We start from the raw sequence: 23,696 nt of genomic DNA, 5'->3' as shown, positions 1-23,696 counted from the left end.
ACTTTTCCTGAGCGAACGGAAAGCCGACAAGTATAAGCGGCTTTGCCGTGCTGAGTCAAGCCGCGATGCAGAGCGGCTGCGGGCTGGCGGGCGGCACATGGACAGGCGTTCCTCTATTACAATACAAAACGCTTACAATTTTCGGAGAGTACGATGGAATGCAAAGTCAGCTGGAATGGCCCGTCGGGCATGAGTTTTCGGGCAGAAACCGGTTCCGGCCACATGGTGACCATGGATGGCGCGCCCGATGGCGGCGGCCACAACCTGGCGCCACGCCCCATGGAAATGGTCTTGCTGGGCACGGGCGGCTGCACCGCCTATGACGTGGTGCTGATCCTGAAGCGGGGCCGCGAAGCCGTCAACGGCTGCGAAGTGACCCTGAAGGCCGAGCGCGCCGACACCGATCCGAAAGTATTTACCAAGATCCACTTCCACTTCACCGTGCGGGGCAAGGCATTGAAACCGGCGGCCGTGGAACGGGCCGTGACTTTGTCGCATGACAAATATTGCTCGGCGTCCATCATGCTGGCAAAAACGGCGGAAATTACGCATTCCTTCGAGATCATCGAAGAAAGCGCCTGAGCCAACCTCCTGCGCGCCGGCGTAGGCGGCCTGCGATGCTCACCGTGCTCCAGCACGGTTGCGCCTCTACCACCTCTCCCTTCCGCTCGCTACGGTTTTGCCAGGCGTTTCACGTCTCAGGCATGCATAGGCGCTCTTCGGAGCGCCTTTGTTTTAAATATAATACGCCGTCTTTGTCATCACTTTCCCCATGATGCCCATCAACGCCTTCACAGGCGCCGGGGTGTCGATGGCGCCCAATCGCTGGGCCGCGGCGCCGTGTTCCACCTCGTCGATGGCCATCTGCTTGACGATGGCGCGCGATTTCGCATCCTGCGGCGGCAATTCCTGCAAGTGGCTGGCCAGGTGCGCTTCCACCTGGCGCTCCGTTTCCACGACAAAACCCAGGCTGCGGCCGTCGCCCATGCGCGCGGCGATGGTGCCCAGCGCAAACGACCCCGCATACCACAGGGGATTGAGCAGGCTCAAACGCGAGCCCAGCTCCGTCAGGCGCTGCGCCGTCCAGGCCAGGTGGTCTTCCTCTTCGCGTCCCGCCTCGTCGAACTGGGCGCGGATGGCCGGGCTGTGCGCATAGCGGGCCTGCGAGTTGTACAGCGCCTGCGCGCACACTTCGCCGACATGGTTGACGCGCATCAAGCCGGCGCTGTGGCGCTGTTCGGCCGGGCTCAGCTCCGCATCGGGCGCATGCGCGGCCGGCGTGGGGCGCGAGGCCGAGGCCACGCCCGCCATGACGCGCAAGGCCTTGTCGGCGCCGACAATCAAACGATCCAGGGGGTGAAAATGGCGGTTCGCGGTCATCGTGGGCTATTCATGTAAGGGAAAACATGAATTATAGGACGATCAGGGCCAGCCGTACCCGCGCGGCGCGCAGGGCGAACGGGGCTTTATTGACCTGTGCGCGCTTTTTCCTGCTCGATCCAGTCCACCACGGGGCCGACTGCATCGAGGCCGGACAGGCTTTTCGCCACGCCCAGGTTCAGCGAAATCAGGAAGGAAATGCTGTCGACGGGGATATCCGGGCAATGCTCGGCAAACGCGGTACGAAAACGCTCCGATTGCAATACGCGCAAGACTTTCTCGCCGCTCATGAATTGCAGCACGCTGGCAATGCTGTGCCCGCCTCCTATCGAGTGGTAGATAAAGCGGTTGTAGCGCGCATCGATCTGCTTGAAATCGAGCGTTTCCTCCGTCATCAGGCCCGCCAGGTAGTACAGGCCCAGGCTGACGCGGAAAAAACCGATGGCTTCGGCGCTGGTCATGCCGGCGCGCGCCACCGCCAGTACCTTGTCCTGCATCGCCTGATCGATCGTTCGCATTGCACTCTCCCGCGCCGTCCGCCGGCGCCTACCGGGCCAGCTTGCATGAAGATGCTGTTTTTTTCAATAGACCAAACGATATTTCCATCTTGCAAGTTACATTTTTTGCATGCTACCCTAGCTCCTCCCTATCGAATGGATGAACTACATGATTGAGGTCAAGCACCTGGCAAAACGTTTTCGCATGCCGCCCCACAAGGGCAAGGCCGTGCGGGTCAGCGATCCGCGCGAACACGATGGCTGGTTCCACGCCGTGCGCGACGTCAGTTTCAGCTGCGCCCCCGGCGAAGTGCTGGGCTTGCTTGGGCCTAACGGCGCCGGCAAGACCACCACCCTGCGCCTGCTGTCGACGGCACTGCAAGCGGATGCGGGCAGCGCCCTCGTCAACGGCGTCGACGTGCTGCAGCAGCCGCTGGCGGCGCGCCAAAGCATCGGCTTTTTGTCCGGCTCGACGGGCTTGTACGGCCGCCTGACGGCGCGCGAGAACGTGGAGTATTTCGGCCGCCTGCACGGCATGCCGGCCGACAAGCTGAAACGCCGCTGCGACGAGCTGTTTGCGCTGCTGCACATGGAGGAATACGGCGGCAAGCGGGCCGATCAGTTGTCGACGGGCATGAAACAGAAATGCGCGATCGCCCGCACCGTCGTGCACGAGCCGCAGGTGGTGATCCTCGACGAGCCGACGACGGGCCTGGACGTGATGTCGGCCAAGATCCTGCTCGACTTCATCGCCAGCTACAAGGCGCTGCGCGTGCCGCTGATCTTGTCCACGCACCACCTGCACGAGGTGGAAAAGCTGTGCGACCGGGTCTGCATCATCAACCGCGGCACCACTGCCTTCAACGGCACCATCGACGAGCTGCGCCATCTGGGCGGCAGTACCGATCTGTACGACGCCTTTGTCAGCGTCATCAACCAGGAAGCCTGAGACCATGTGGACCATCTACCTGAAAGAATTGCTGGAACTCACGCGCGACCGCAAGACGCTGATCTTCACCATCCTCATCCCGATCTTTGCCATGCCGCTGATCTTTGGCGGCTTCGCCTATGTTTCGAACAATATGTTCAAGAATGCGAAGACGGCGGAAATGCGCTACACCCTGTTCGGCAAGGACCATTCGCCTGGCCTGAGCGCGCGTTTTGCCCAGCAACACAACTTGCGCGAAGTACCGCTGGCCAGCGAGGGCGACATCCGCCGCGCCATCGGCGACGACACCATCAAGTTCGCCGTCGTCATCCCGCCCCGGTTTGAAGAGGCGCTGCGGCAGCACCGGCAAGCCAAGGTGACCCTGCATTACAACAGCGCCAGCACGGTCGATGTGACCCAGCAGCGGGTGCGCGACATCGTCGACGCTTACAACGCCAGCCTGCGCGAAGGGGCGCTGTCGGCCCTGAACCTGAGTCCGGCCCAGCTGGCCTTCGCCCTGCACCCCATCGTGCTCGACAAGCAATCGACGGCCAACGAGCGCGAGCAGATGGGTGCCATCATCGGCGGCATGGTGCCCTATCTGCTGCTGATGGTGTGCCTGACGGCGGCCATGTACCCGGCCATCGACCTGGGCGCCGGCGAAAAGGAGCGGGGCACGCTGGAAACCCTGCTGCTGGCGCCCGTGCCGCGCAGCGCCATCGTGCTGGCCAAGTTTCTCGTGCTGTTTACGGTGGGCATGACCTCGGCCGTGCTGATGGTGGGCAGCATGGGCGCCCTGCTGGCCATCTTCGGCAGCTCGCTCGAAGGCCACATGGCCGTCATGGTGCACAGCATCGGCTTGCCCGACCTGGCCATGGTGACCCTGATGCTGGTGCCGACGGCCGCCATCTTCGCCTCGCTGCTGCTGTCAATCTCGATCTACGCGAAAAGCTACAAGGAAGCGGCGGGCATGATCACGCCGCTGATGCTGTTCGTCATCCTGCCCACCGTGGCGGCCATGCTGCCCGGCGTCGAGCTGAACTGGATCTGGGCCATGGTGCCGCTGACGAATGTCTCGCTGGCCATGAAGGAACTGGTGAAAGGCACCATGGATTACCGCATGTTCGGCGTGATCCTGGCCTCGACCACGGTCATCGCGGGCGCCCTGCTGATGCTGTGCCGCTGGTGGTTTAACCGGGAATCGGTACTGTTTCGTAACTGATACTTACGTGGCGCGGCCGGAAGGGGCGCATCCGGCGCGCCGTCCACCCCATCGAACTGCGCTCTGGGCACGCGAAAATGCCGTGCATCGCATGCAACTGCCCAGTACGTCCTAAATTCAATACAATGCCAGCATAGATTAGCCCTGCAGCACGGGGCTGCAACAGCATGAGCAAGGAGTTGTATGGAATTGCAGATTCGCAAATTGTCGAAAACCTACGCGAATGGCGTGGTGGCGCTGGACAACGTTTCGCTGACGATACCGCCCGGGATGTTTGGCTTGCTGGGTCCGAACGGCGCCGGCAAGTCGACCCTGATGCGCACCCTGGCCACCCTGCAGGAATGCGATTCCGGCTCCATCTTCTTCGGCGACTACGACGTGCTCGACGACAAGGACGACATCCGCCGCATGCTGGGCTACCTGCCGCAGGACTTCGGCCTGTACCCGAAAGTGACGGCCTATGAACTGCTCGACCACTTCGCCACGTTGAAAGGGCTGTCGCAGCGGGCGCGCCGGCGCGAAGTCGTCGACGGCCTGCTGCAGCAAACCAATCTGTTCGACGTGCGCCACCAGCGCCTGGGCAGCTTTTCCGGCGGCATGCGCCAGCGCTTCGGCATCGCCCAGGCCCTGCTGGGCGACCCCAAGCTGATCATCGTCGACGAACCGACGGCCGGACTCGACCCGCAGGAGCGCGTGCGCTTCCACAACCTGCTGTCCGACATCGGCGAAGACAAGACGGTGATCCTGTCGACCCACATCGTGTCCGACGTGGCCGACCTGTGTGCCAACATGGCCATCATCAACAAGGGCCATTTGCTGCTGTGCGGCAAGACCCAGGAACTGATCGATGAAGTCAGCTGCAAGATCTGGGCGCGCTTCGTTGAAAAAAAGGAGCTGGCCAGCTTCCAGCAGCGCCACGCCGTCATTTCCACGCGCCTGCTGTCGGGCCGTACCCTGATCCACGTCTACAGCGACGAGGACCCGGGCGACGGCTTCGAGGAAGCCATCGGCGACCTGGAAGACCTGTATTTCGCCACCATTGCCGGGCGCCACCGCGTCGCCCCGCAGTGCGACTGAGGGGGCGGCCATGTTTGCCATCGCCCGCTTTGAAGCGTGGCAGCGCCTCAAGCTGCTGTCGACCTGGGTGTACTTCGCCATGTTCCTGGCCCTGGCCATGCTGTGGATGGCGGCCGCCGGCGGCGTCTTCAAGGAAGCGAGCATCAGTTTCGGCGGCAAGTTCCTGATCAACGCGCCCCGTTCGCTGGCGTTCAGCTGCAGCCTGCTGGGCTGTTTCGGCGCCGTGGTGGTGGCCGCCATGATGGGCCGCTCGGTGCAGCAGGACTTCGAATACGGCATGCAGCATTTCTTCTTCAGCGCGCCGATCAAGAAATACCAGTACGTTTTCGGCCGCTTCCTCGGCGCCTGGCTGGTGCTGGCCGTCGTGTTCTCCAGCATCGTGATCGGCGCCTGGCTGGGCGCCTGGCTGCCCGGCATCGATCCAGAACGGCTGGGGCCGCAACGCGCGCTGGCCTACCTGATGCCGTATGTATTTACCCTGCTGCCGAATCTGTTCATCTTCGGCGCCATCTTCTTCATCATCGCCGCCCTGACGCGGCGCATGCTGCCCGTGTACATCAGCTCGGTAGTCATGCTGATCGGCTACCTGGTGGCGCCCTCGCTGGCGCGCGACCTCGACTACAAGACGCTGGCCGCCCTGATCGACCCCTTCGGCACGACGGCGCTGATACGCCTGACGGAATACTGGCCGAATGCGGAGCGCAACACGCGCCTGGTGAGCCTGGAAGGCGTGTACCTGCTGAACCGCGCCATCTGGTCCGGCTTCGCCCTCGTGACCTTGCTGCTTGGCTACTGGCGCTTCCAGTTCCACGCCACGATGGACGCGGGCGCGACCAAGCGCCGCAGCGACGGCGACGCCCCCCTGCGCCTGTCGAACGCCTCGCTGGACACGCAGCAAGCGCCCGACTTCGCGCAGCGCAGCCTGGCCGTCCTGCTCGTCAAGATCAGCTGGCTGAACCTGCGCGAAACCGTCAAGAACATTTATTTTGTCGTCATCGTGCTGGCCGGCGTGCTGACCATGTATGCGGGCGCGCTCGACATGGGTTCCATCTACGGCACGAATACCTATCCGGTGACGGAAAAAGTGCTGGAAATGGTCAGCGCCTCGTTTGCCCTGTTCATGCTGGTCATTACCACCTTCTATGCGGGCGAACTGGTATGGCGCGAACGCGAGACCAGCATCCACCTGATGCTCGACGCCCTGCCCGTGCCGAACTGGCTGCCGCTGCTGTCGAAGCTGTTCGCGCTGATCGGCCTGCAAGCCTTGCTGAGCCTGGTCATCATGCTGTGCGGCATGTCGATCCAGGTCTTCAAGGGCTATTACCGCCTCGATCCGGGCCTGTACCTGGAATCGCTGTTCCTGTCGCACCTGCCCTACTACGCGCTGGTCGCCGTGCTGGCCATCTTCTTGCAGGTATTGATCAATCACAAGTACCTGGCGTATTTCGCCATGATCCTGTACTACATCGCCAGCGTCAGCTTTGCCTCGCTGGGCCTGGGCGACCCGCTGCTGCTGTACGCCAGCACGCCGGACTTCGTGTATTCGGCCATGAACGGCGCCGGCCACTATGTGTTGCGCGAACGCTGGTACCTGCTGTACTGGAGCGGCGCGGCCGTGATGCTGACGGTGCTGTCGCTGCTGTTCTGGCCCCGCGGCGCGCAGGACAGCTGGCGCATCCGCCTGCGCCTGGCGCGCCACGGCCTCACGCAAGGCGTGCTGGGCAGCTTTGCCATCGGCGCCGTGATCTTCCTCGGCGCCGGCGCCGTGCTGTTCTACGTCTTCCATGTGGCCAACGACTACAAGTCCGACTATGCGCGCGACGCGGACCGGGCCAGCTTCGAGCGCCAGTACCGCAAGTTTGCCGCCACGCCGCAGCCGAGAATCACCGACGTGAAACTCGATGTGGCCATCTACCCGGCGCAGCGCCGCCTGGCCGTCACGGGCCGCTACATGCTGCAAAACAAGACCAGCTTGCCGATCAGCCACATTTTTGTGCAGCAGGACCCGACGGCCACCATGCGGCTGCGTTTCGATACGCGCGTGCATCCCGGCCTCGATGACGGCAAGCTGGGCTTCTACAGCTACCGGCTGGCCGCGCCGCTGGCGCCGGGCGCCACCCTGGGCCTCGATTTCGACATTGCGTATGCGCCGCGCGGCATCTTCGGCCTGGGCCAGGACACGCCCGTGGTGGCCAACGGCACCTTCTTCACGAATGCCGTGCTGCCGCATGTCGGCTACCAGGCGCAACTGGAACTGACGGACCCGCGCGACCGCAAGAAACACGGCTTGCCGCCCCGCGAACGGGCCTTGCCGCGCGACGACGCGCGCGGGCTGGCCGACAATTACGTCAGCAGCGACGCCGACCGCATCAATTTCGACGCCACCGTCAGCACCGTCGACGGCCAGACGGCCATCGCGCCGGGCACGCTGGACAACGACTGGATCGCGCATGGCCGCCATTACTTCCATTACACGATGGACCAGCCCATCCTGAACTTCTACGCGTTCCAGTCGGCCCGCTACGCCGTCAAGCACGAGCGCTGGCAGGACGTGGCCATCGACGTGTATTACCACCCGGGGCATGAATACAACCTTGAGCGTTTCGTGCGCGGCAGCAAGGAAGCGCTCGATTACTACACGAAGCACTTCGGCCCCTACCAGCACAAGATCCTGCGCATCGTCGAATTCCCCCGCTACGCCACGTTTGCGCAATCGTTCCCGAACACGATACCGTACTCGGAAGGCCTGGGCTTTATCGCCAGGGTCGACGACAAGAACCCGAAGGACCTCGACTATCCGTTCTACGTCACGGCGCATGAAGTGGCGCACCAGTGGTGGGCGCATCAATTGGTGGGCGGCAACACGCGGGGCGCCACCGTGCTCAGCGAAACCCTGGCCGAGTATTCGGCCCTGATGGTGATGAAGAAAACCATGGGGCCGGCCAAGATGCGCCGCTTCCTGCGCTATGACCTGAATCAATACCTGATGGGACGCAGCGAAGAGCGCAAGAAGGAGTTGCCGCTGGCCGAGAATGAAAACCAGGCCTACATCCATTACCACAAGGGCAGCCTGGCCATGTATTTGCTGCAAGACATCATCGGCGAGGACAAGGTCAACGGCGTGCTGCGCGATCTGCTGAAGACTTACGGCCAGAAAGGCCCGCCGTATGCAAGCGTGACGGCGCTGATAGCCGGCTTGCGCCAGGTCACGCCGCCCGAGCAGGCTTACCTGATCGACGACCTGTTCGAGAAAATCGTGCTGTTCGACAATCGCGCCCTGTCGGCCACGGCCACGAAACGCAGCGATGGCAAGTACGCCGTCACCATCAAGGTGCAGGCGGGCAAATTGACGGCCGGCGAACAGGGAGACGAACACGACGCCCCGCTGCACGACTGGATCGAGATCGGCGTCGACGATGCGAATGGCCATCCGCTGCTGCGCGAACGGCTGCGCATGACGGCGCGACAAGCGAGCTACACCGTCATCGTCGGCAGCCGGCCCGGCAAGGCGGGCATCGATCCCGACAACAAGTTGATCGACCGCAAGCCGGACGACAATATGGTCACCGTCGAGCTCGACGAACCGTGACGAAAAATGGCCGCCTGATCAGGCGGCCATTTTTCTATGCATCAATGCATCAGGCGGCGACGGGACGCGTGATCAGGCTCAGGCTGATACCCATTTCCGTCAGGTGCTGCATGTCGGCCAGGCTCAGGTCCAGGGGCGCGTCGACCGTGTCGTCACCGTTCAGTTCCAGTTGCAACTCGGCCACGATGCGCGGCATGGTGAAGGTCACGCCGCGCGAACGGCATTCGGCCAGGTAGCTGCGTATGCGCGAGGGCAAGACTTGCGACTTGGGCGCTTGCGCGATCAGCACTTCGAAGCCCGAATCGAGATGCACGCGACCCGCCGTTCCCTTCGGCTCGCCCTTGCGCCAGGCACGCTCTGGATCCGTGGGCAAGACTTCCAGGATGGTTTTGAGCGTGGGGTCATCCCCATGCACCGACAGCTTCGCCATATTCATATTGCAGGACTTTCTAGTCAGGACGCCGCCAGGACGGCGGCGCAATCATCAGACCGACAAGTCTACGCATGGAAGGCAAATATGTCCATACGGCAATATTTGGCATCAAGCACTAATAAGCTCTAGTTTGTGCTGCATCAAACAGGCGGAACAAACTTGTTCCACCTGCAACATGTCATTACACGCTCACGCCGCGTGCCCGCAAGGCGGCCCGCACGCCCGCGCCGTAGGCGGCATCGGCACGGTCGAAATGGCCCAGCTGGCGCTGCAAGGTTTCCGCGCGCACCTGGCTCAACGGTCCAGCCAGATTGTCGAACAGGTTTTGCTGCGCCTGGGCCGGCATCAGGCGGAACAGGTTGCCGGCCTGCGTGTAATCGTCTTCCACGCCGCGCCCGTCGTAGCGCGCCGCGCCGCCCGACAGCGCCAGCGCCGGCTCGCCGTGGCCCAGCCCCTGCGGCGCGCTGCCCGCCGCCGCCACGTTCGCGTAGTTCTGCGCCGAACTGCCATTGTGGATGGCCATGCCGCCGTCGCGCTGCTGGTTATGGAAGGGGCAGCGCGCCGCATTCACGGGCAGATGCTGGTGGTTCGTGCCGACCCGGTACAGCTGGGCGTCATGGTAGGCAAACAGCCGGCCTTGCAGCATCTTGTCCGGCGAATACCCCATGCCGGGCACGGCATTGGCTGGCGAAAACGCGGCCTGCTCGACTTCCGCGTGGTAATTGTCCGGGTTGCGGTTCAGCTCGAAAATACCGACCGGCAGCAGCGGGAAGTCCGCGTGCGGCCATACCTTCGTCAGGTCGAACGGGTTCCAGCCAGTGCGCTGCTCCCAGGCATCGAGCTGCTCCTGCGTCGCCACCTGCAGCTTGACTTCCCACTGGGGGAAATCGCCGCGCGCGATGGCGCCGAACAGGTCGCGCTGGGCGTAGTCGGGATCGGCACCGGCCAGGCGGCCCGCTTCCGCCGCAGGCAGGTTCTTGATGCCCTGGCGCGTCTTGAAGTGCCATTTCACATACACGCGCTGGCCGTCCGCATTGATCAGGCTATACGTATGGCTGCCGAAGCCATCCATGTGGCGGTAGCCGTCCGGCGTGCCGCGGTCCGAGAACAGCATCGTGACCTGGTGCAGGCTTTCCGGCGCATGGCTCCAGAAGTCGAACATCATTTCCGCCGATTTCAGATTGCTTTGCGGATCGCGCTTTTGCGTGTGGACAAAATCGGGGAACTTGATCGGGTCCTTGATGAAGAACATGGGCGTGTTGTTGCCAACGAGATCCCAGTTGCCCTCTTCCGTATAGAAGCGCACGGCGAAGCCGCGCGGGTCGCGTTCCGTGTCGGCGCTGCCGCGTTCGCCGCCGACGGTGGAAAAACGGGCGAACGTGGCCGTCTGCTTGCCCACTTCGGCAAATAATTTAGCCTTGGTGTAGCGGGAAATATCATGCGTGACGGTAAAGGTGCCGTAGGCGCCCGAACCTTTCGCGTGCACGACGCGCTCGGGAATGCGCTCGCGGTTGAAATGCTGGAGTTTTTCGATCAGGTGGAAGTCTTGCAGCAGCAGGGGACCGCGGGGGCCGGCGCTGACGGAATTCTGGTTGTCGGCGACGGGAATGCCCGACGCGGTGCTGAATGGTGGCTGTTGACTATTCATGGCTGCTTTTCCTTCGTTGTTGACTGATGGAATCAGTGTAACGAGTGCAACAACAAAGGAAAAGCTAATTGATTTTATCGAACTGATAGTTATTTACAATGAACAGCCATGGGCGTCGCATACGCCACCGAGTTGCGCCTGCAACTGCGCCGGCTGGCCCAGGAAGCCGCCGATGTCGATGACGGACAGCTTGCCGCTGCCATCGTCGAGGACGAAGGTGGGAAAGCCCTGGCCGCCCACCTGCGCCAGCAGGGCGCGGCTGGCGTCGATATGCCGCTGCGTGGCCGCGCCCGCCTGCTGCGCATGCGCGGCTTCGAAGGCGCCGGCGTCCATGCCCAGCTCTTGCGCCAAAGTTAGCAGCACGGGCAGGTCGGCGATGCGCAAGCCGTCCACGTAATGGGCGCGCTGCACGCGCTGCAGCATGTCCAGGCCCTTGCCGGCCAGCGCCTCGGCCGCCAGGATGGCCGTGATCGGCGGCTCGGAATCCATCATGGCGGTGGTGTCGTTCAGCAAGCCGTTCAGGTAGGCATCGCCGAAGGGCTGGCCCGACAATTGCTCGATGCGCCGGTCATGCGGCAGGACGTAGCCGCGCCATTCGGGCGTGATCCGGCGGCGATTGCTGCCCGTCATCATGCCGCCGCCGTGGAAGGCCACCGTCAGGCCGGGCACGGCGCGCGCCGCCTCGACCAGCGGCGCGGCGCCGTAGCACCAGCCGCACAGGGGATCGAAAATGTAATGCAGTACAGGGTTGGCCATGCTGGCTCCTTTGATTCTTGCGTGCGTTTCAACTTGGGCCGCGCGGCCCGTGCAGGCGCCGCGCGGCAGGCTTGTTACCACTTCATCTCGCCCTTGGCCACTTTCGCGCTCGTTTCCAGCGCGCCATCGAGGCCCAGGCTCGGGTAATGGCGCTTCATCGCGTCGATCAGCGCGGCCGAGTTGGCGGCCTTCGCCGTTTCCCCTTCAAACGTCACCAGGTAGTCGCGCGTAAAGCCGATGCTGTCGGGCGTCAGTGGCGAACCGACCTTGAAGTGCCCGGGCACGACGGTGACAGGTTTCAATGCTGCAATGCCGTCCAGGGTCTTGAGCCAGTCCTGGCGCGATTGCACGCTTTGCGTGTCGGCCGTCCATACGTGCAAGTTGCCAAACAGCACCACGCCGCCGACGACGGCCTTGATCGATGGAATCCACACATAGGTGCGCGACGGCGTCGGGCCCGAAATCGTCAGCGACTGGCCTTCCAGGCTGATGCGCTGGCCCTTCAAGGCTTCGGGAATGACGATGGCCTGCGGCGCATTGTCCTTCAAAATCGGCCCCCAGTAGGCGACCTTGGCGTCCACCTTGCGGCGGATTTCCGCGACCGTTTCCGGCGTGGCGACGATTTTTGCCTGCGGGAAAGCTGCCTTGATCACATCGAGGCCAAAGTAGAAATCGGGGTCGCTGTGGCTGATGTACACGGTCGTCAGTTTCTTGCCGCTGGCACGGATCTTTTCCACCAGTTTTTGCGCTTCGGCGCGCGAGAACTGCGCATCGATCAGCACGGCGTCATGCTTGCCTGCCACCAGGACGGAAGCGACGGGGAAGATGGCCGCTTCGCCCGGATTGAACACCTCCAGTGTCAGCGGAGCGGCGGCCGAGGCGGCGCCGGCGGCGAAGACGGTGGCAACGAGAATGCTGGTAATGGATTTGGAGAACATGATGCGCCTTCACAAGATGATTGGGATGCACGCATCTTACGTTGCTTGATTCGGTAGAAAAACCCGATAAAACGCAATGGTTTATTTCTTATTTCGATGCAATCAAATACTGGCATGCACGCTGCCATCCACATCGTCGTATCCAAATGTGTCACAGCGTCATGATGTTGTCACATTGAATTGTTATCTTGCCAGCTCTTTCAAACCTAGCCGGATGAACCACATGACTCGCAGAAAAATTTCCGTCGCTGGCTGCAGCGTCGCAATCTCCCTGATGCTGGCCGCCTGCGGCAGCGACGCCAAAAAAGACGAGGTGGTGGTCGAAGCCCCGCCGAAAAACGTCATTTTCTTCCTCGGCGATGGCATGGGCCTGACCACCATGACGGCCGCGCGCATCTACTCGGTGGGCGAAGACGGTGCGCTGACCATGGACACGCTGCCGGAAACGGCCTTCGTCAAGACGTTCTCGAACGATGCGCAAGTCACCGACAGCGCGCCGTCGATGGCCGCCTACATGACCGGCGTCAAGATGAACAATGAAGTCATTTCCATGTCGGCCAACACGGTCGCCATCGATCCGGGCAAGGATGCCAACGGCAACAAGCTGGTCAACAAATGTGGCACCGGCAACGGCACGCCCGCCACCACCCTGCTGGAACTGGCCAAGGCCAAGGGCTTTGCCGCCGGCGTCGTCAGCACGGCGCGCGTGACGCACGCCACGCCGGCGGCCACCTACGCGCACATCTGCCACCGCGACCTGGAAAACGATATCGCCGCGGCCCTGGTGCCGGGCGGCACCGGCTACAACAGCGCCCTTGGCACCACCGGCCTGGAAGTGGTCCTGGGCGGCGGCGCGCAATTCTTTACGCCATTCAAGAACGGCGGCAAGCGTTCGGACGACCGCGACCTGGTGGCCGAACTGAAAGCGAAAAGCTACACCATTGCCAACAACGCCACCGACTTCAAGGCCGTCGACGGTACCAAGACGGACCGCCTGTTCGGCGTGTTCACGTCCAGCCACATGAGCTACGACCTGGACCGCGATGCGGCCAAGGAACCTAGCCTGGCGGAAATGACCACCAAGGCCATGGACGTGCTGGCCAAGAACAAGAAGGGTTACTTCCTGATGGTCGAAGGCGGCCGCATCGACCATGCGCTGCACGAAACGACGGCCAAGAAGGCCCTGCAGGACACGGTCGCCTTTGACAACGCCATCAAGGCCGCCATCGAAAAAGCCAAGCTGACCGACCCGACCCTGGCCAATACCCTGATCGTCGTCACGGCCGACCACGACCACACCCTGGTGCTGAACGGCTACGCCAAGCGCACGGGCAAGACGGCCGCCGGCAACCCAGGCGTGCTGGGCCTGGTGAAGAACTACGTCACCGGCGCGGTCGAGAAAGACCTGGACGGCGCACCGTACTCGATCATCGGCTTCGGCAATGGCGAAAACCGCACGCAAGCCAGCCGCGCCGCCATGGCCAGCCTCGACGAAACCGTCACCAGCGCCAACACCTACCATCAGGAAGCGGTGATCCGCACGTCGGCCGGCAATGAAACGCACGGCGGCACCGACGTCTTCCTGGGCGCCATCGGCAAGGGTTCGGAAACCTTCCTGGGCACCATCGACAACACCACAGTATTCGGCCTGGTCAAGACCGCCGGCGGTCTGTAATCCCCAAGACACAAGAATTGGACACGCATATGAAACTTGCACTGAAATCCACCCTGAAACTGTCGCTGCTGACCACGCTCGTGGCAGCCAGTGTTGCCAACGGCGCCTACGCCGCCGACGCCAAGAACGTCATCTTCTTCCTCGGCGACGGCATGGGTCCTTCCGTCGTGACGGCGGCGCGCATCTACAAGTACAAGGAAGAAGGCAGCTTGAACATGGACAAGCTGGAACGCACGGCGCGCATCAAGACGTTCTCGAACGATGCGCAAACGACGGACAGCGCCCCATCGATGGCCGCCTACATGACCGGCGTCAAGATGAACAATGAAGTCATCTCGATGGCGCAGGACACCATCGCCAAAGAACCCGGCCGCGACGCCAACGGCAACCTGGGCCTGGATAACTGCCCGGCCGGCGGCAAGAGCGTGCCGACCATCCTGGAACTGGCGAAAGCCAAGGGCAAGGCCGTGGGCGCCATCACCACCACGGAACTGACGCACGCCACGCCGGCGACGACCTTCTCGCACATCTGCAACCGCAATGCGCAATACGCGATCGCCGCGCAGACGGCGCCGGGCGGCGCCGGCTACAACACGGCCCTGGGCGACGGCGTGGACGTGCTGATGGGTGGCGGACGCAACCACTTTACGCCATGGTCCGCCAGCAACAAGGGCGGCCGCGCCGACGGCCGCGACCTGCTGGCCGAATTCGCGGCCAAGGGCTACACCGTGGCCGCCAACAAGACGGAAATGGCGGCAGCACCGAGCGGCAAGAAATTCATCGGCCTGTACAGCGCGAAGAGCCACCTCGACTATGAACTGGACCGCACCTCGTCCAAGCCATCGGCCGACGGCGCCAACCAGCCTAGCCTGTCGGAAATGACGCTGAAAGCCATCGACTTGCTGTCGAAAAATACCAATGGCTACTTCCTGATGGTCGAAGGCGGCCGCATCGACCACGCCTTGCACGGCATCAATGCCAAGCGCGCGCTGGTCGACACCATCGCCTTCGACGACGCCATCAAGGCCGCCATCGACAAGGTCAGGGAAACCGATCCGAAGCTGGAAAACACCCTGATCGTCGTCACGGCCGACCATGACCATACGCTGGCGTTCAACGGCTACGGCAAGCGCGGCAATCCTATCCTCGACATCAACCGCGGCTACAAGGATAACCAGCCAAGCAAGGATGAAGACGGCAATACCTACACCACCCTGGTGTTCGGCAACGGCCCGAACCGTCCTGACCTGCGCGCCAATGTCGACAGCGCCACGGCCCTGTCCGACAACTACCTGCAAGAAACAGGCGTGCGCCTGGCCAGCGAAACCCACGGCGGCGGCGACGTCAAGCTGCTGGCCACGGGCGCCGGCGCCAAGGCCTTCAAGGGCACCCTGGACAACACCAAGGTGTTTGACCTGCTGAAGGCGGCCTTCGGCTTTTGATGTAGCACAACAAGCGTAACCCCAAGGGGCGGAAGGCAATCTTGCCCTCCGCCCCCTTTGCACATAAAGGCAACACATGAAATCGACCCTGATCGCCGTCCTCCTCGCCGCCGGCTTCGCTGGCACCGCGCAGGCGGCCGCCGCTGCCGCTCCCGCCGACCTGGACCTGGGCATCACCTATTACAGCCGCGTGCTGACGCCGGAAGGCGTGACGCGCGAGAGCCGCTACGAGGAAAAAATGCTGCGCCGTCCCGGCCACGTGTGGGTCGAACGCGTGCTGGCGCCGGCGACCGACGCGCACGCGGGCCACAAGCATGGCGAAAACACCAAGGTGGCGCTGAAAACGTCGACTGCGGCCACGCAGCATGAACACAAGCACTTCAATCCCGTGCTGATACCGCGCCATGTGATGCTGGAAAAGAACACCGTGCGCATCGAATACATCGACGCCCACGACAAGGTCGTCGTCGCCATTCCCAAGGCCGAGTACGAAAACGTCAATTTCGACGGTTCCTGGGAAAACAGTTTTTACCTGCTGGACCCGAAACTGGTGACCGCCATGCCGCTGTCGAAACAGGCATCGAACGTGCCGGGCGCGCGCTGGCGCGAAGTGGAAAAGAATGGCGTGTTCCAGCGCATCCTGTGGGATGAGCAAAAACAGATTCCGCTGGTCATCGAAAGCGGCGACCGCGCCGACACTTTCTACCGCCGCGTCGACGTCAAGCTGCAGCCGACCGTCAGCAAGGTCCAGCCATGGGCCAACCTGCAGCATTACGCGCAGCGCGAATACTCGGACTACCTGGACTAAACTTGACCGCCCCATGCCCGCTCGCTAGTATCGAAAGCATACAGCAACGGGAGCGCGGCATGGATGAACAATTCGAGAACGGTTTGCGCATGCGCAAACAAGTGATGGGCGACGCCTTTGTCGAGCGCGCCTTTGCCCAGGTGGACGCCTTCACGGCGCCCTTGCAGGACTTCGTCACGCGCAACGCCTGGGGCACGACCTGGTGCCGCGACGGCCTGGATTTAAAGACGCGCAGCCTGGCGACGATCGCCATGCTGACAGCCCTCGGCCGCGCCCAGGAGCTGCGCGGCCATGTGCGCGGCGCCGTCAACAATGGCGCGAGCATGCAGGAGATCCAGGAAGTGCTGCTGCATTCGGCCGTGTATTGCGGCATGCCGCTGGCCATCGACGCGTTTCGCTCGGCGCATGACGTGCTGCGGGAAATGAGCCTGGTGGCGCCGGCCGCGCCGCCAGCCTGACCATTGCCCCATCAAATCGGGACGTAAAAAAAAGCCAGGGACATCCCTGGCTTTTGTCTGGCTGATGCAGGATTACTCCGCCGCTGCCGCCTTCTTCGCCGGCGCCTTTTTGGCGGCCGGCTTTTTCACGGCCGCAGCCTTCTTCGCCGGTGCCTTTTTGACGGCTGCCGCTTTCTTGACGGCCGTTTTTTTCGCTGGCGCCGCGCCTTCTTCGCCTTCGACCTCGGCGGCTGCTGCCTTGGTTTTCGCACCCGGCTTGGCCTTGCGCTCTTCAAACTCGAAGCTCACCTTGCCATCCTTGCCGCGCACGAGGAAAGCCTTGAACGGACGACGCGTGCGCTGGGAAACAAAGCCCGGCAGCAAGTCGGTCTTGCCATCGTTGAGCAGTTTTGCCATTTGTTCCGGCAAGATTTCCTGCTGCAAGATGATGCGGCCGCTGCGGAAGTCGCACGTCTTCGGCTTGGCCACGCTGTGTTCGCACACATAGGCCAGGCCCATTTCGTACACGCCGGCATGGCACTTGGGGCAAGGTCCCACGGGCGTCTGGCCCGTGAAATCGACGCCTTCGCCATCTTCGCTCTCGTCGTTCTGACCGAAATCAAATTCCAGCTTGAAATTCTTGATCTCTTCATCGCGCACGATGCGCAGGATGGCGGCGAACGGACGGCCCATCTTCGAGCGGAAGCCTTGCAGCGGGCCGATGGTGCGGTCCTTCAGCAATTGTTCCACTTCGGCGATTTCGAACTGGCGCGAACCCGGCGTCTTGCTCATCGAGAATTCGCACTTGGTGCAGGCGAAACGGCGGTAGTTTTCCTTCACCACGCCGCCGCAGTTCGGGCATGGCGTTACCAACGTCGCATAGTCGCCGGGAATCGTGTCGTTGTCATATTCCTTGGCGCGCTTGACGATGATTTGCGTCATCTGCGCGATTTCGCGCATGAATTCTTCGCGCGAAATCTTGCCTTTTTCCATCTGCGACAGCTTGTATTCCCACTCGCCCGTCAGCTCCGGCGCCGTCAATTCATTGACGCCCAGGCCTTTGAGCAAAGTCATCAGCTGTGACGCCTTGGCCGTCGGAATCAGTTCGCGGCCTTCGCGGATCAGGTAGCGCTCCGTCAGCAAGCCCTCGATGGTGGCCGCGCGCGTGGCCGGGGTGCCAAGACCCTTGCCGGCCATCGCATCGCGCAGCTCGTCGTCGTCGATCAGCTTGCCGGCGCCTTCCATGGCCGACAGCAAGGTCGCTTCCGTGAAGCGCGCGGGCGGCTTCGTCACCAGGCCGTTGGCGCTGACGCTTTCCGTCTGCACTTTCTCGCCCTTGGCGACGGGCACCAGGTTGCCGTTGCCATTGCTTTCCTTGTCGGCGTCCGTCGACGCTTCCTTGCCGTAGATGGCCAGCCAGCCCGGATTGGTCATGACCTTGCCTTCGGTCTTGAACTGATGGCCGGACACTTCCGTGTAGCGCGTGGTGACCTGGAATTCCGCAGGCGGGAAGAACACGGCCATGAAGCGGCGCGTGACGAGGTCGTACAGCTTCTGCTCCGGCTCGGACAGGTTCTTCGGCGCGATCGTCGTCGGGATGATCGCGAAGTGATCCGAGATCTTGGCGTTGTCGAAGATGCGCTTGTTCGGCTTGACCCAGCCCTTGTCGATGATCTGCTTGGCGAACTGGTGGTAGTTGCTGTTGTCCTTGACCGTTTCCAGCGCCTGCAGCACGGTCGGCATGTAGTCTTCCGGCAGGTGGCGCGAATCGGTACGCGGATACGTCAGTACCTTGTGCTTTTCATACAGGGCCTGGGCCAGGCCCAGCGTGTTCTTGGCGGAGAAGCCGAAACGCGAGTTCGCTTCGCGCTGCAGGCTGGTCAGGTCGAACAGGCCCGGCGCCATCGAGGTGGTCGGCTTCGATTCTTCCGTGACGATGCCTTGGCGGCCGCGGCAGGCGGTGGCGATCGAGTCGGCAGCCGTCTTGCTCCACAGGCGCTCGGCGCGCTTCTCGGGGTCGTTCTCGTCCTTCTTGAACTTCGTGTCGAGCCAGCGGCCTTCATAGATGCCGGCCGCGCAGACGAATTCGGCGCGCACTTCCCAGAAGTCGCGCGGCACGAATTTTTTGATCTTGTCTTCGCGTTCGACGACGATGGACAAGGTCGGCGTCTGCACGCGGCCCACGGTGGTCAGGTAAAAACCGCCTTCTTTCGAATTAAACGCCGTCATGGCGCGCGTGCCATTGATGCCGATCAACCAATCGGCTTCCGAACGGCAGCGGGCCGCGTCGGCCAGCGGCAGCATTTCCTCGTCGCTGCGCAGGTGCGAGAAACCGTCGCGGATGGCGCCCGGCGTCATCGACTGCAGCCACAGGCGCTTGACCGGTTGCTTGGCCTTGGCGTTTTGCGCGATCAGGCGGAAAATCAGCTCGCCTTCTCGCCCCGCATCGCATGCATTGATGAGGGTGGTCACGTCTTTGCGTTTGATCAGCTTGTTTAATACTTTGAGGCGCGCTTCCGTCTTGGCGATCGGGTTCAGCGCGAAATACGGTGGAATCATCGGCAAGTGCGCGAAACTCCATTTGCCGCGCTTCACGTCGAATTCTTCCGGTACGGCGATCTCCAGCAGGTGGCCGACCGCCGACGACAGGACGTATTCATCCGATTCAAAGTACTCATCGTGCTTGGTAAAGCCGCCAAGCGTCTTCGCGATATCGTTCGCGACAGAAGGCTTCTCGGCGATGATGAGGGTTTTTGTCATATTTTTTAGTCTCGAAAAATGCTCTAGGATAGTTTCAGCATGCGCATCATACAGTGCATTGCCAGGCGCCGACGCTTTTGTCTGCGCAAGGCCTTGTGACTTGTGGTCTTGTCAAGCGGCCAATGATAAGCGCCTATTGAAGAATTCGGCAAGTTATCTGCAAGCAAGAATGCGCAAGCGCAAACACAATGCTCAAGCGTGTGCCGCTGAGGCGGCGCTCAGGCGCCAAAGCTGGATAAACATGGTCAGGGCAAGGCGCTGCCACGCCGCCATGACCGTTTTATCAGTGTAGCAGGCGGGGAGAAAGATCTTCGTCGTCGACGAACAGGTCATCGAACATCAGCGCGTCCGGTTCCTTGCCCTGGCTCCACAGCAGCATCAGCACGATGACCTTCAGCTTGCCCAGCGAGACGGGCGCCTCGTCGAGCGCCAGCGCCCGTTCGATGACGATTTCGCGCTGCAGCGGCGACAGCACCTTGGCGCTTTCGAGGAACTGGATGAAACCGATGGCGGCCGTGCCCAGCACGTCGCTTTCCTGCTGCACATAGAAACGCGTGCCCGTGGATGCGGCCGTCAGGGTTTGCTCGACGCCGGCCATGGCGTTCAGGTCCGTCAGCCAGACGAGGGCTTCGGAAATCTCCACGTCGTCGAAACCGACGGCCGACAGTTTGCGCGCCAGGACTGCCGGCTCGGGGCAGGCATCGGGGCGATAGTAAGTCTCGTAGAGGTACACCAGGATATCGAACATGGCTCTACTCTAGCAGCTAAGTTCGCTGGGGCACAAGGGCGCACGCCGACAAAGCCACCCCGTGCGGCGTGGCCGCCACATAAGTGGCAAGCTGTCATTTGCAGCGTTGAAACAGTCCTCCCGGCAAGCGTTCCACCCGCCCTTCCAGTTCCAGCGCCAGCAATTCGGCCATCAGCGCGCCCATGGCCAGGCCGCAGCGCGCGGCCAGGGTGTCGGCGTCGAGGGGATCGTGGCCCAGCGCCGCCAGCAGCGGCGTTTCCCCGTCCTGCCGCGCCGCTGGCGCCGGTGCGCCGTGGGCCACGCCCAGCCACTGCAATTCCTGCAGCACGTCATCGGCCGACTCGACCAGCTTGGCGCCCTGCCGGATCAGCGCATGGCAGCCCTTGGCCAGGGTGGAGTGGATGGAGCCGGGCACGGCATACACGTCGCGTCCCTGCTCGCCGGCCAGCCGCGCCGTGATCAACGACCCCGATTGCGCTGCCGCCTCGACCACCAGCACGCCGCGCGCCAGGCCGCTGATCAGGCGATTGCGGCGCGGAAAGTTCCCCGGCATGGCAGGCAAGCCCAGAGCGTATTCGCTGACGATGCAGCCTTGTTCGGCAATTCTTTGCGCCAGATCAAGGTTGCGTCGCGGATACACGAGATCGGCGCCCGTGCCGATCACGGCCACCGTGGCGCCCTCGCCGCGCAAGCCGCCCTCGTGCGCGTGCGTGTCGATGCCCAGCGCCAGGCCGGAAATGATGGTCAAGCCCGCCGCGCTGAGCGCGTGGGCAAAGGCGGCCGCATTCTGCATGCCTTGCGCGCTGGCATTGCGGCTGCCGATGATGGCCACGCCGGGCCGCGACAGCAGTTCCGCCCGTCCCCGCACATATAACAACAGCGGCGGATCGGCAATTTCCAGCAGCAGCGGCGGATACGCGGCGTCGGCCAGGGTCAGCACGGCGTTGCCGGGCCGCTGCAGCCACCGCAGGGTCAGTTCCAGCTGGCTGTTGGCCAGCCGCCTGGGCGGCTGCGCGATGGCGCGCGCCACGCCGGCCGGCACCACCTCGCGCAAGGCCTCGAATGGGGCGGCGAAGATTTGCGGCGGCAAGCCGAAGCGGGCCAGCAAGGCGCGCGCCGCCACCGGCCCCACGCCCGGCGCATGCTGGAGACGCAGCCAGCCCGCCAGTTCCGTGACCGTGTCTGCCAACCCAACCATTGCATGCATGACAACCTCGCTGAGTAGTGTGCCCCTCCCATGCTAGCGCCATGGCGCGCACGCGATGCCGACGCGCGCAAGGATGCGTGCAATGGCGGCGCAAAACGGCCCGCATCCACAGGGCCATGGGCGTCTGTGATAAAATTTCCCTTTGCAGCAGACGAATAGCGCACTGGCAAACGCATCTGCCGCGCCGTTGCGCCCTACGCGCCCAAGCTTGGCGTACTCACAATAGAAATAGCCCTGCCATCGTCCGCATGGCCCTGGCATGAATAATCAGGCGCACCGGCGCCCACCTTAACCAGTCGAATCCGTATGTCCATATTAAATATCCTGCGTTACCCCGATCCTCGCCTGCACACGGTCGCCAAGCCCGTCACCGAATTTGACGCGCGCCTGCAAACCCTGATCGACGACATGGCAGAAACCATGTACGACGCCCCCGGCGTCGGCCTGGCCGCGTCGCAAGTGGACGAGCATATCCAGATGATGGTGATCGACATCACCGAAGAAAAAAACCAGCTGCAAGTGTTCATCAACCCGGAAATCACCTGGGCCAGCGAGGAAAAGCAGGTCTACGACGAAGGCTGTCTGTCCGTGCCTGGCGTCTACGACGGCGTCGAGCGCCCGGCCCGCATCAAGGTGCGCGCCCTGGACCGCCACGGCAAGCAGTTCGAACTGGAAGCCGATGGCTTGCTGGCCGTCTGCATCCAGCATGAGATGGATCATCTGCTGGGCAAGGTATTCGTCGAGTACTTGTCGCCGCTCAAGCGCAACCGCATCAAGACCAAGATGATCAAGGAAATCCGCGGTCTCGAGCGCGAAGCGAGCTTGCGCGCACAAAATCGCCGTTTCTGATAACACCTGACCAAACCTACTGCGCGTCGCGACTTGCGGCCTGCGATGCTCACTGCCTCGGCGGCCCCGTGCCCAGCACAGTTCCGCTTCTCAGCCACAATTCGCTTCCGCTCGCTACGGTTTTGTAAGGTGTTAAAGGAGTTTTTGCAGTACTGCTGATAGACTAAGCAACAACAGTAGTCGTAATACCACGCCAGCCTGGCGCCTCCGGCGCGGGCCTGCGCACCTCACGTCAAGGAACCATATGAAAGTGATCTTCGCAGGCACGCCTGAATTCGCCGCCACGGCCCTGAAAGACCTGCATGAAGCGGGTTTCGAGATTCCCCTCGTGCTGACCCAGCCCGACCGCCCTGCCGGACGCGGCATGCAGCTGCACGCCTCGGCCGTCAAGCAATATGCATTGCAGCACGGCATCGAGGTGCTGCAGCCGCTGTCCTTGCGCATGGACAGCAAGGACCCGCAGCGCGCCGCCGAGGCGAAAGCGGCCCACGAACGCCTGCTGGCCACCGATTACGACGTGATGGTGGTGGCGGCCTACGGCTTGATCTTGCCGCACAGCACGCTCGACATCAAACCCTGCATCAATATCCACGGTTCATTGCTGCCGCGCTGGCGCGGCGCCGCGCCGATCCACCGCGCCATCGAGGCCGGCGACGATGAAACGGGCGTGACCATCATGCAGATGGAAGAAGGCCTCGATACGGGCCCCATGCTGGCCATCGAGCGCACGCCCATCGAAGCGGGCGACTCCACCGCCACCCTGCACGACAAACTGGCCAGACTGGGCGGCAAGATGATCGTCGAGACCCTGCGCAAGATGCAGCAGCAGCCGCTCGAAGCCGTGCCGCAGCCGGAGGCGGGCGTGACCTACGCGGCTAAGATCGCCAAGGAAGAAGCGGCGCTCGATTTCAGCTTGCCGGCACTGGAACTGGGCCTGAAAATCCGCGCCTTCAACCCGTTTCCCGGCGCCTGCGGCCAGGTCGACGGCGTCACCATCAAGATCTGGGCCGCCGACGTGCTGGAAGCGGACAGCAAGGAAGCGCCTGGCCAGGTGCTGGCGGCCGACGCCCAGCACGGCATCGTCGTGGCCTGCGGCAATGGCTCGCTGCGCCTGACGGAGCTGCAAAAACCGGGCGGCAAGCGCCTGCCCGCGGCTGAATTCATCAAGGGTTTCCCCCTCGAAGGCAAGCATTTCGTGTAAGGGCGCAACGCTGGCGCATCGACGGTGTCCAGTCCTAAAATAGGTTGACAGTATTTATTGCTGCACAAACGCCCGATGCACCGCATCGGGCGTTTTGTACT

20 protein-coding genes are annotated in these 23,696 nt (G+C 62.7%); 11 read left to right on the top strand and 9 right to left on the bottom strand.

Annotated features, from left to right (window positions below; genetic code table 11):
- The first annotated feature begins 153 nt into the window (after nt 1-153).
- Nucleotides 154-582: an OsmC family protein gene (locus AC07VI_RS27240; protein ID WP_086144916.1), complete on the top strand. Its 429-nt coding sequence runs from the start codon at nt 154-156 to the stop codon at nt 580-582.
- 153 nt (nt 583-735) lie between these two features.
- Here AC07VI_RS27240 and coq7 read toward each other — a convergent pair whose 3' ends face one another.
- Both coq7 and AC07VI_RS27230 read right to left on the bottom strand, forming a co-directional pair.
- Nucleotides 736-1,380, bottom strand: coding sequence for a 2-polyprenyl-3-methyl-6-methoxy-1,4-benzoquinone monooxygenase (coq7, locus tag AC07VI_RS27235; protein ID WP_086144917.1), 645 nt, complete (start codon nt 1,378-1,380; stop codon nt 736-738).
- 86 nt (nt 1,381-1,466) lie between these two features.
- A complete protein-coding gene (locus AC07VI_RS27230) occupies nt 1,467-1,898 on the bottom strand; it encodes a hypothetical protein (protein ID WP_099375347.1) in 432 nt (143 codons plus the stop codon).
- Nucleotides 1,899-2,046: 148 nt separating this feature from the next.
- On the opposite strand from AC07VI_RS27230, the gene AC07VI_RS27225 reads away from it, so the two are divergent.
- The 4 genes from AC07VI_RS27225 to AC07VI_RS27210 all read left to right on the top strand — a co-directional run bounded on the left by AC07VI_RS27225 (nt 2,047) and on the right by AC07VI_RS27210 (nt 8,693).
- On the top strand, nt 2,047-2,826 hold the full coding sequence (locus tag AC07VI_RS27225) for an ABC transporter ATP-binding protein (RefSeq protein WP_492992470.1): 780 nt from the start codon (nt 2,047-2,049) through the stop codon (nt 2,824-2,826).
- A gap of 4 nt (nt 2,827-2,830) precedes the next feature.
- Nucleotides 2,831-4,027, top strand: a complete 1,197-nt coding sequence (locus AC07VI_RS27220; protein WP_086144919.1) for an ABC transporter permease — start codon at nt 2,831-2,833, stop codon at nt 4,025-4,027.
- A 183-nt stretch (nt 4,028-4,210) separates the two neighbouring features.
- Nucleotides 4,211-5,104: an ABC transporter ATP-binding protein gene (locus AC07VI_RS27215; protein ID WP_492992468.1), complete on the top strand. Its 894-nt coding sequence runs from the start codon at nt 4,211-4,213 to the stop codon at nt 5,102-5,104.
- Between the two features lie 10 nt (nt 5,105-5,114).
- Nucleotides 5,115-8,693 (top strand): ABC transporter permease/M1 family aminopeptidase, encoded by a 3,579-nt coding sequence (locus tag AC07VI_RS27210; protein ID WP_492992466.1) that lies wholly within the window; start codon nt 5,115-5,117, stop codon nt 8,691-8,693.
- Between the two features lie 49 nt (nt 8,694-8,742).
- On the opposite strand, the gene AC07VI_RS27205 is transcribed toward AC07VI_RS27210, so the two are convergent.
- The 4 genes from AC07VI_RS27205 to AC07VI_RS27190 form a co-directional block, all read right to left on the bottom strand.
- A complete protein-coding gene (locus AC07VI_RS27205) occupies nt 8,743-9,123 on the bottom strand; it encodes a hypothetical protein (RefSeq protein WP_193068922.1) in 381 nt (126 codons plus the stop codon).
- A gap of 184 nt (nt 9,124-9,307) precedes the next feature.
- On the bottom strand, nt 9,308-10,774 hold the full coding sequence (locus tag AC07VI_RS27200; protein WP_492992464.1) for a catalase: 1,467 nt from the start codon (nt 10,772-10,774) through the stop codon (nt 9,308-9,310).
- A 93-nt stretch (nt 10,775-10,867) separates the two neighbouring features.
- Nucleotides 10,868-11,530: a DsbA family protein gene (locus tag AC07VI_RS27195; RefSeq protein ID WP_086144923.1), complete on the bottom strand. Its 663-nt coding sequence runs from the start codon at nt 11,528-11,530 to the stop codon at nt 10,868-10,870.
- 74 nt (nt 11,531-11,604) lie between these two features.
- Complete coding sequence (locus tag AC07VI_RS27190; protein ID WP_172404700.1) at nt 11,605-12,468, bottom strand: MBL fold metallo-hydrolase; 864 nt, start codon at nt 12,466-12,468, stop codon at nt 11,605-11,607.
- A 223-nt stretch (nt 12,469-12,691) separates the two neighbouring features.
- On the opposite strand from AC07VI_RS27190, the gene AC07VI_RS27185 reads away from it, so the two are divergent.
- From AC07VI_RS27185 to pcaC, 4 genes are all read left to right on the top strand, one after another.
- The gene (locus AC07VI_RS27185; RefSeq protein ID WP_492992461.1) at nt 12,692-14,143 is read left to right on the top strand and encodes an alkaline phosphatase; all 1,452 of its coding nucleotides are present in this window, start codon (nt 12,692-12,694) and stop codon (nt 14,141-14,143) included.
- Between the two features lie 29 nt (nt 14,144-14,172).
- Nucleotides 14,173-15,585 carry an alkaline phosphatase gene (locus tag AC07VI_RS27180; protein ID WP_492992459.1) on the top strand — a complete coding sequence of 471 codons (1,413 nt, stop codon included), beginning with the start codon at nt 14,173-14,175 and terminating at the stop codon, nt 15,583-15,585.
- 76 nt (nt 15,586-15,661) lie between these two features.
- The gene (locus tag AC07VI_RS27175) at nt 15,662-16,393 is read left to right on the top strand and encodes a hypothetical protein (protein WP_492992457.1); all 732 of its coding nucleotides are present in this window, start codon (nt 15,662-15,664) and stop codon (nt 16,391-16,393) included.
- Nucleotides 16,394-16,452: 59 nt separating this feature from the next.
- Nucleotides 16,453-16,851 carry a 4-carboxymuconolactone decarboxylase gene (pcaC, locus tag AC07VI_RS27170; protein WP_492992455.1) on the top strand — a complete coding sequence of 133 codons (399 nt, stop codon included), beginning with the start codon at nt 16,453-16,455 and terminating at the stop codon, nt 16,849-16,851.
- Between the two features lie 72 nt (nt 16,852-16,923).
- On the opposite strand, the gene AC07VI_RS27165 is transcribed toward pcaC, so the two are convergent.
- The 3 genes from AC07VI_RS27165 to dprA form a co-directional block, all read right to left on the bottom strand.
- Entirely contained in the window at nt 16,924-19,590 is a 2,667-nt protein-coding gene (locus tag AC07VI_RS27165) for a DNA topoisomerase III (RefSeq protein ID WP_086144927.1), read from the bottom strand.
- A gap of 283 nt (nt 19,591-19,873) precedes the next feature.
- Nucleotides 19,874-20,338, bottom strand: a complete 465-nt coding sequence (locus tag AC07VI_RS27160) for a Smg family protein (RefSeq protein WP_086144928.1) — start codon at nt 20,336-20,338, stop codon at nt 19,874-19,876.
- Between the two features lie 94 nt (nt 20,339-20,432).
- A complete protein-coding gene (gene dprA, locus AC07VI_RS27155; RefSeq protein ID WP_099375351.1) occupies nt 20,433-21,545 on the bottom strand; it encodes a DNA-processing protein DprA in 1,113 nt (370 codons plus the stop codon).
- Nucleotides 21,546-21,851: 306 nt separating this feature from the next.
- On the opposite strand from dprA, the gene def reads away from it, so the two are divergent.
- Together def and fmt are read left to right on the top strand one after the other, a co-directional pair.
- Nucleotides 21,852-22,394 (top strand): peptide deformylase, encoded by a 543-nt coding sequence (gene def / locus AC07VI_RS27150; protein ID WP_076568288.1) that lies wholly within the window; start codon nt 21,852-21,854, stop codon nt 22,392-22,394.
- 244 nt (nt 22,395-22,638) lie between these two features.
- The gene (gene fmt, locus AC07VI_RS27145; RefSeq protein ID WP_492992451.1) at nt 22,639-23,595 is read left to right on the top strand and encodes a methionyl-tRNA formyltransferase; all 957 of its coding nucleotides are present in this window, start codon (nt 22,639-22,641) and stop codon (nt 23,593-23,595) included.
- Nucleotides 23,596-23,696: the final 101 nt, after the last annotated feature.

The sequence above is a fragment of the Janthinobacterium sp. GW821-FHT03A03 genome (assembly GCF_059421435.1).
Note: the sequence above shows the minus strand (reverse complement) of the source record. Positions and strands in the feature narration are given on the sequence as shown.

Coding starts and splice junctions, on each gene's coding strand:
- dprA (WP_099375351.1), bottom strand. CDS start 21,545: ATGCATGCAATGGTTGGGTTGGCAGACACGGTCACGGAACTGGCGGGC.
- AC07VI_RS27190 (WP_172404700.1), bottom strand. CDS start 12,468: ATGTTCTCCAAATCCATTACCAGCATTCTCGTTGCCACCGTCTTCGCC.
- AC07VI_RS27205 (WP_193068922.1), bottom strand. CDS start 9,123: ATGGCGAAGCTGTCGGTGCATGGGGATGACCCCACGCTCAAAACCATC.
- AC07VI_RS27210 (WP_492992466.1), top strand. CDS start 5,115: ATGTTTGCCATCGCCCGCTTTGAAGCGTGGCAGCGCCTCAAGCTGCTG.
- AC07VI_RS27180 (WP_492992459.1), top strand. CDS start 14,173: ATGAAACTTGCACTGAAATCCACCCTGAAACTGTCGCTGCTGACCACG.
- AC07VI_RS27185 (WP_492992461.1), top strand. CDS start 12,692: ATGACTCGCAGAAAAATTTCCGTCGCTGGCTGCAGCGTCGCAATCTCC.
- AC07VI_RS27220 (WP_086144919.1), top strand. CDS start 2,831: ATGTGGACCATCTACCTGAAAGAATTGCTGGAACTCACGCGCGACCGC.
- AC07VI_RS27200 (WP_492992464.1), bottom strand. CDS start 10,774: ATGAATAGTCAACAGCCACCATTCAGCACCGCGTCGGGCATTCCCGTC.
- pcaC (WP_492992455.1), top strand. CDS start 16,453: ATGGATGAACAATTCGAGAACGGTTTGCGCATGCGCAAACAAGTGATG.
- AC07VI_RS27230 (WP_099375347.1), bottom strand. CDS start 1,898: ATGCGAACGATCGATCAGGCGATGCAGGACAAGGTACTGGCGGTGGCG.
- AC07VI_RS27160 (WP_086144928.1), bottom strand. CDS start 20,338: ATGTTCGATATCCTGGTGTACCTCTACGAGACTTACTATCGCCCCGAT.
- AC07VI_RS27240 (WP_086144916.1), top strand. CDS start 154: ATGGAATGCAAAGTCAGCTGGAATGGCCCGTCGGGCATGAGTTTTCGG.
- AC07VI_RS27215 (WP_492992468.1), top strand. CDS start 4,211: ATGGAATTGCAGATTCGCAAATTGTCGAAAACCTACGCGAATGGCGTG.
- def (WP_076568288.1), top strand. CDS start 21,852: ATGTCCATATTAAATATCCTGCGTTACCCCGATCCTCGCCTGCACACG.
- coq7 (WP_086144917.1), bottom strand. CDS start 1,380: ATGACCGCGAACCGCCATTTTCACCCCCTGGATCGTTTGATTGTCGGC.
- AC07VI_RS27225 (WP_492992470.1), top strand. CDS start 2,047: ATGATTGAGGTCAAGCACCTGGCAAAACGTTTTCGCATGCCGCCCCAC.
- AC07VI_RS27195 (WP_086144923.1), bottom strand. CDS start 11,530: ATGGCCAACCCTGTACTGCATTACATTTTCGATCCCCTGTGCGGCTGG.
- AC07VI_RS27165 (WP_086144927.1), bottom strand. CDS start 19,590: ATGACAAAAACCCTCATCATCGCCGAGAAGCCTTCTGTCGCGAACGAT.
- AC07VI_RS27175 (WP_492992457.1), top strand. CDS start 15,662: ATGAAATCGACCCTGATCGCCGTCCTCCTCGCCGCCGGCTTCGCTGGC.
- fmt (WP_492992451.1), top strand. CDS start 22,639: ATGAAAGTGATCTTCGCAGGCACGCCTGAATTCGCCGCCACGGCCCTG.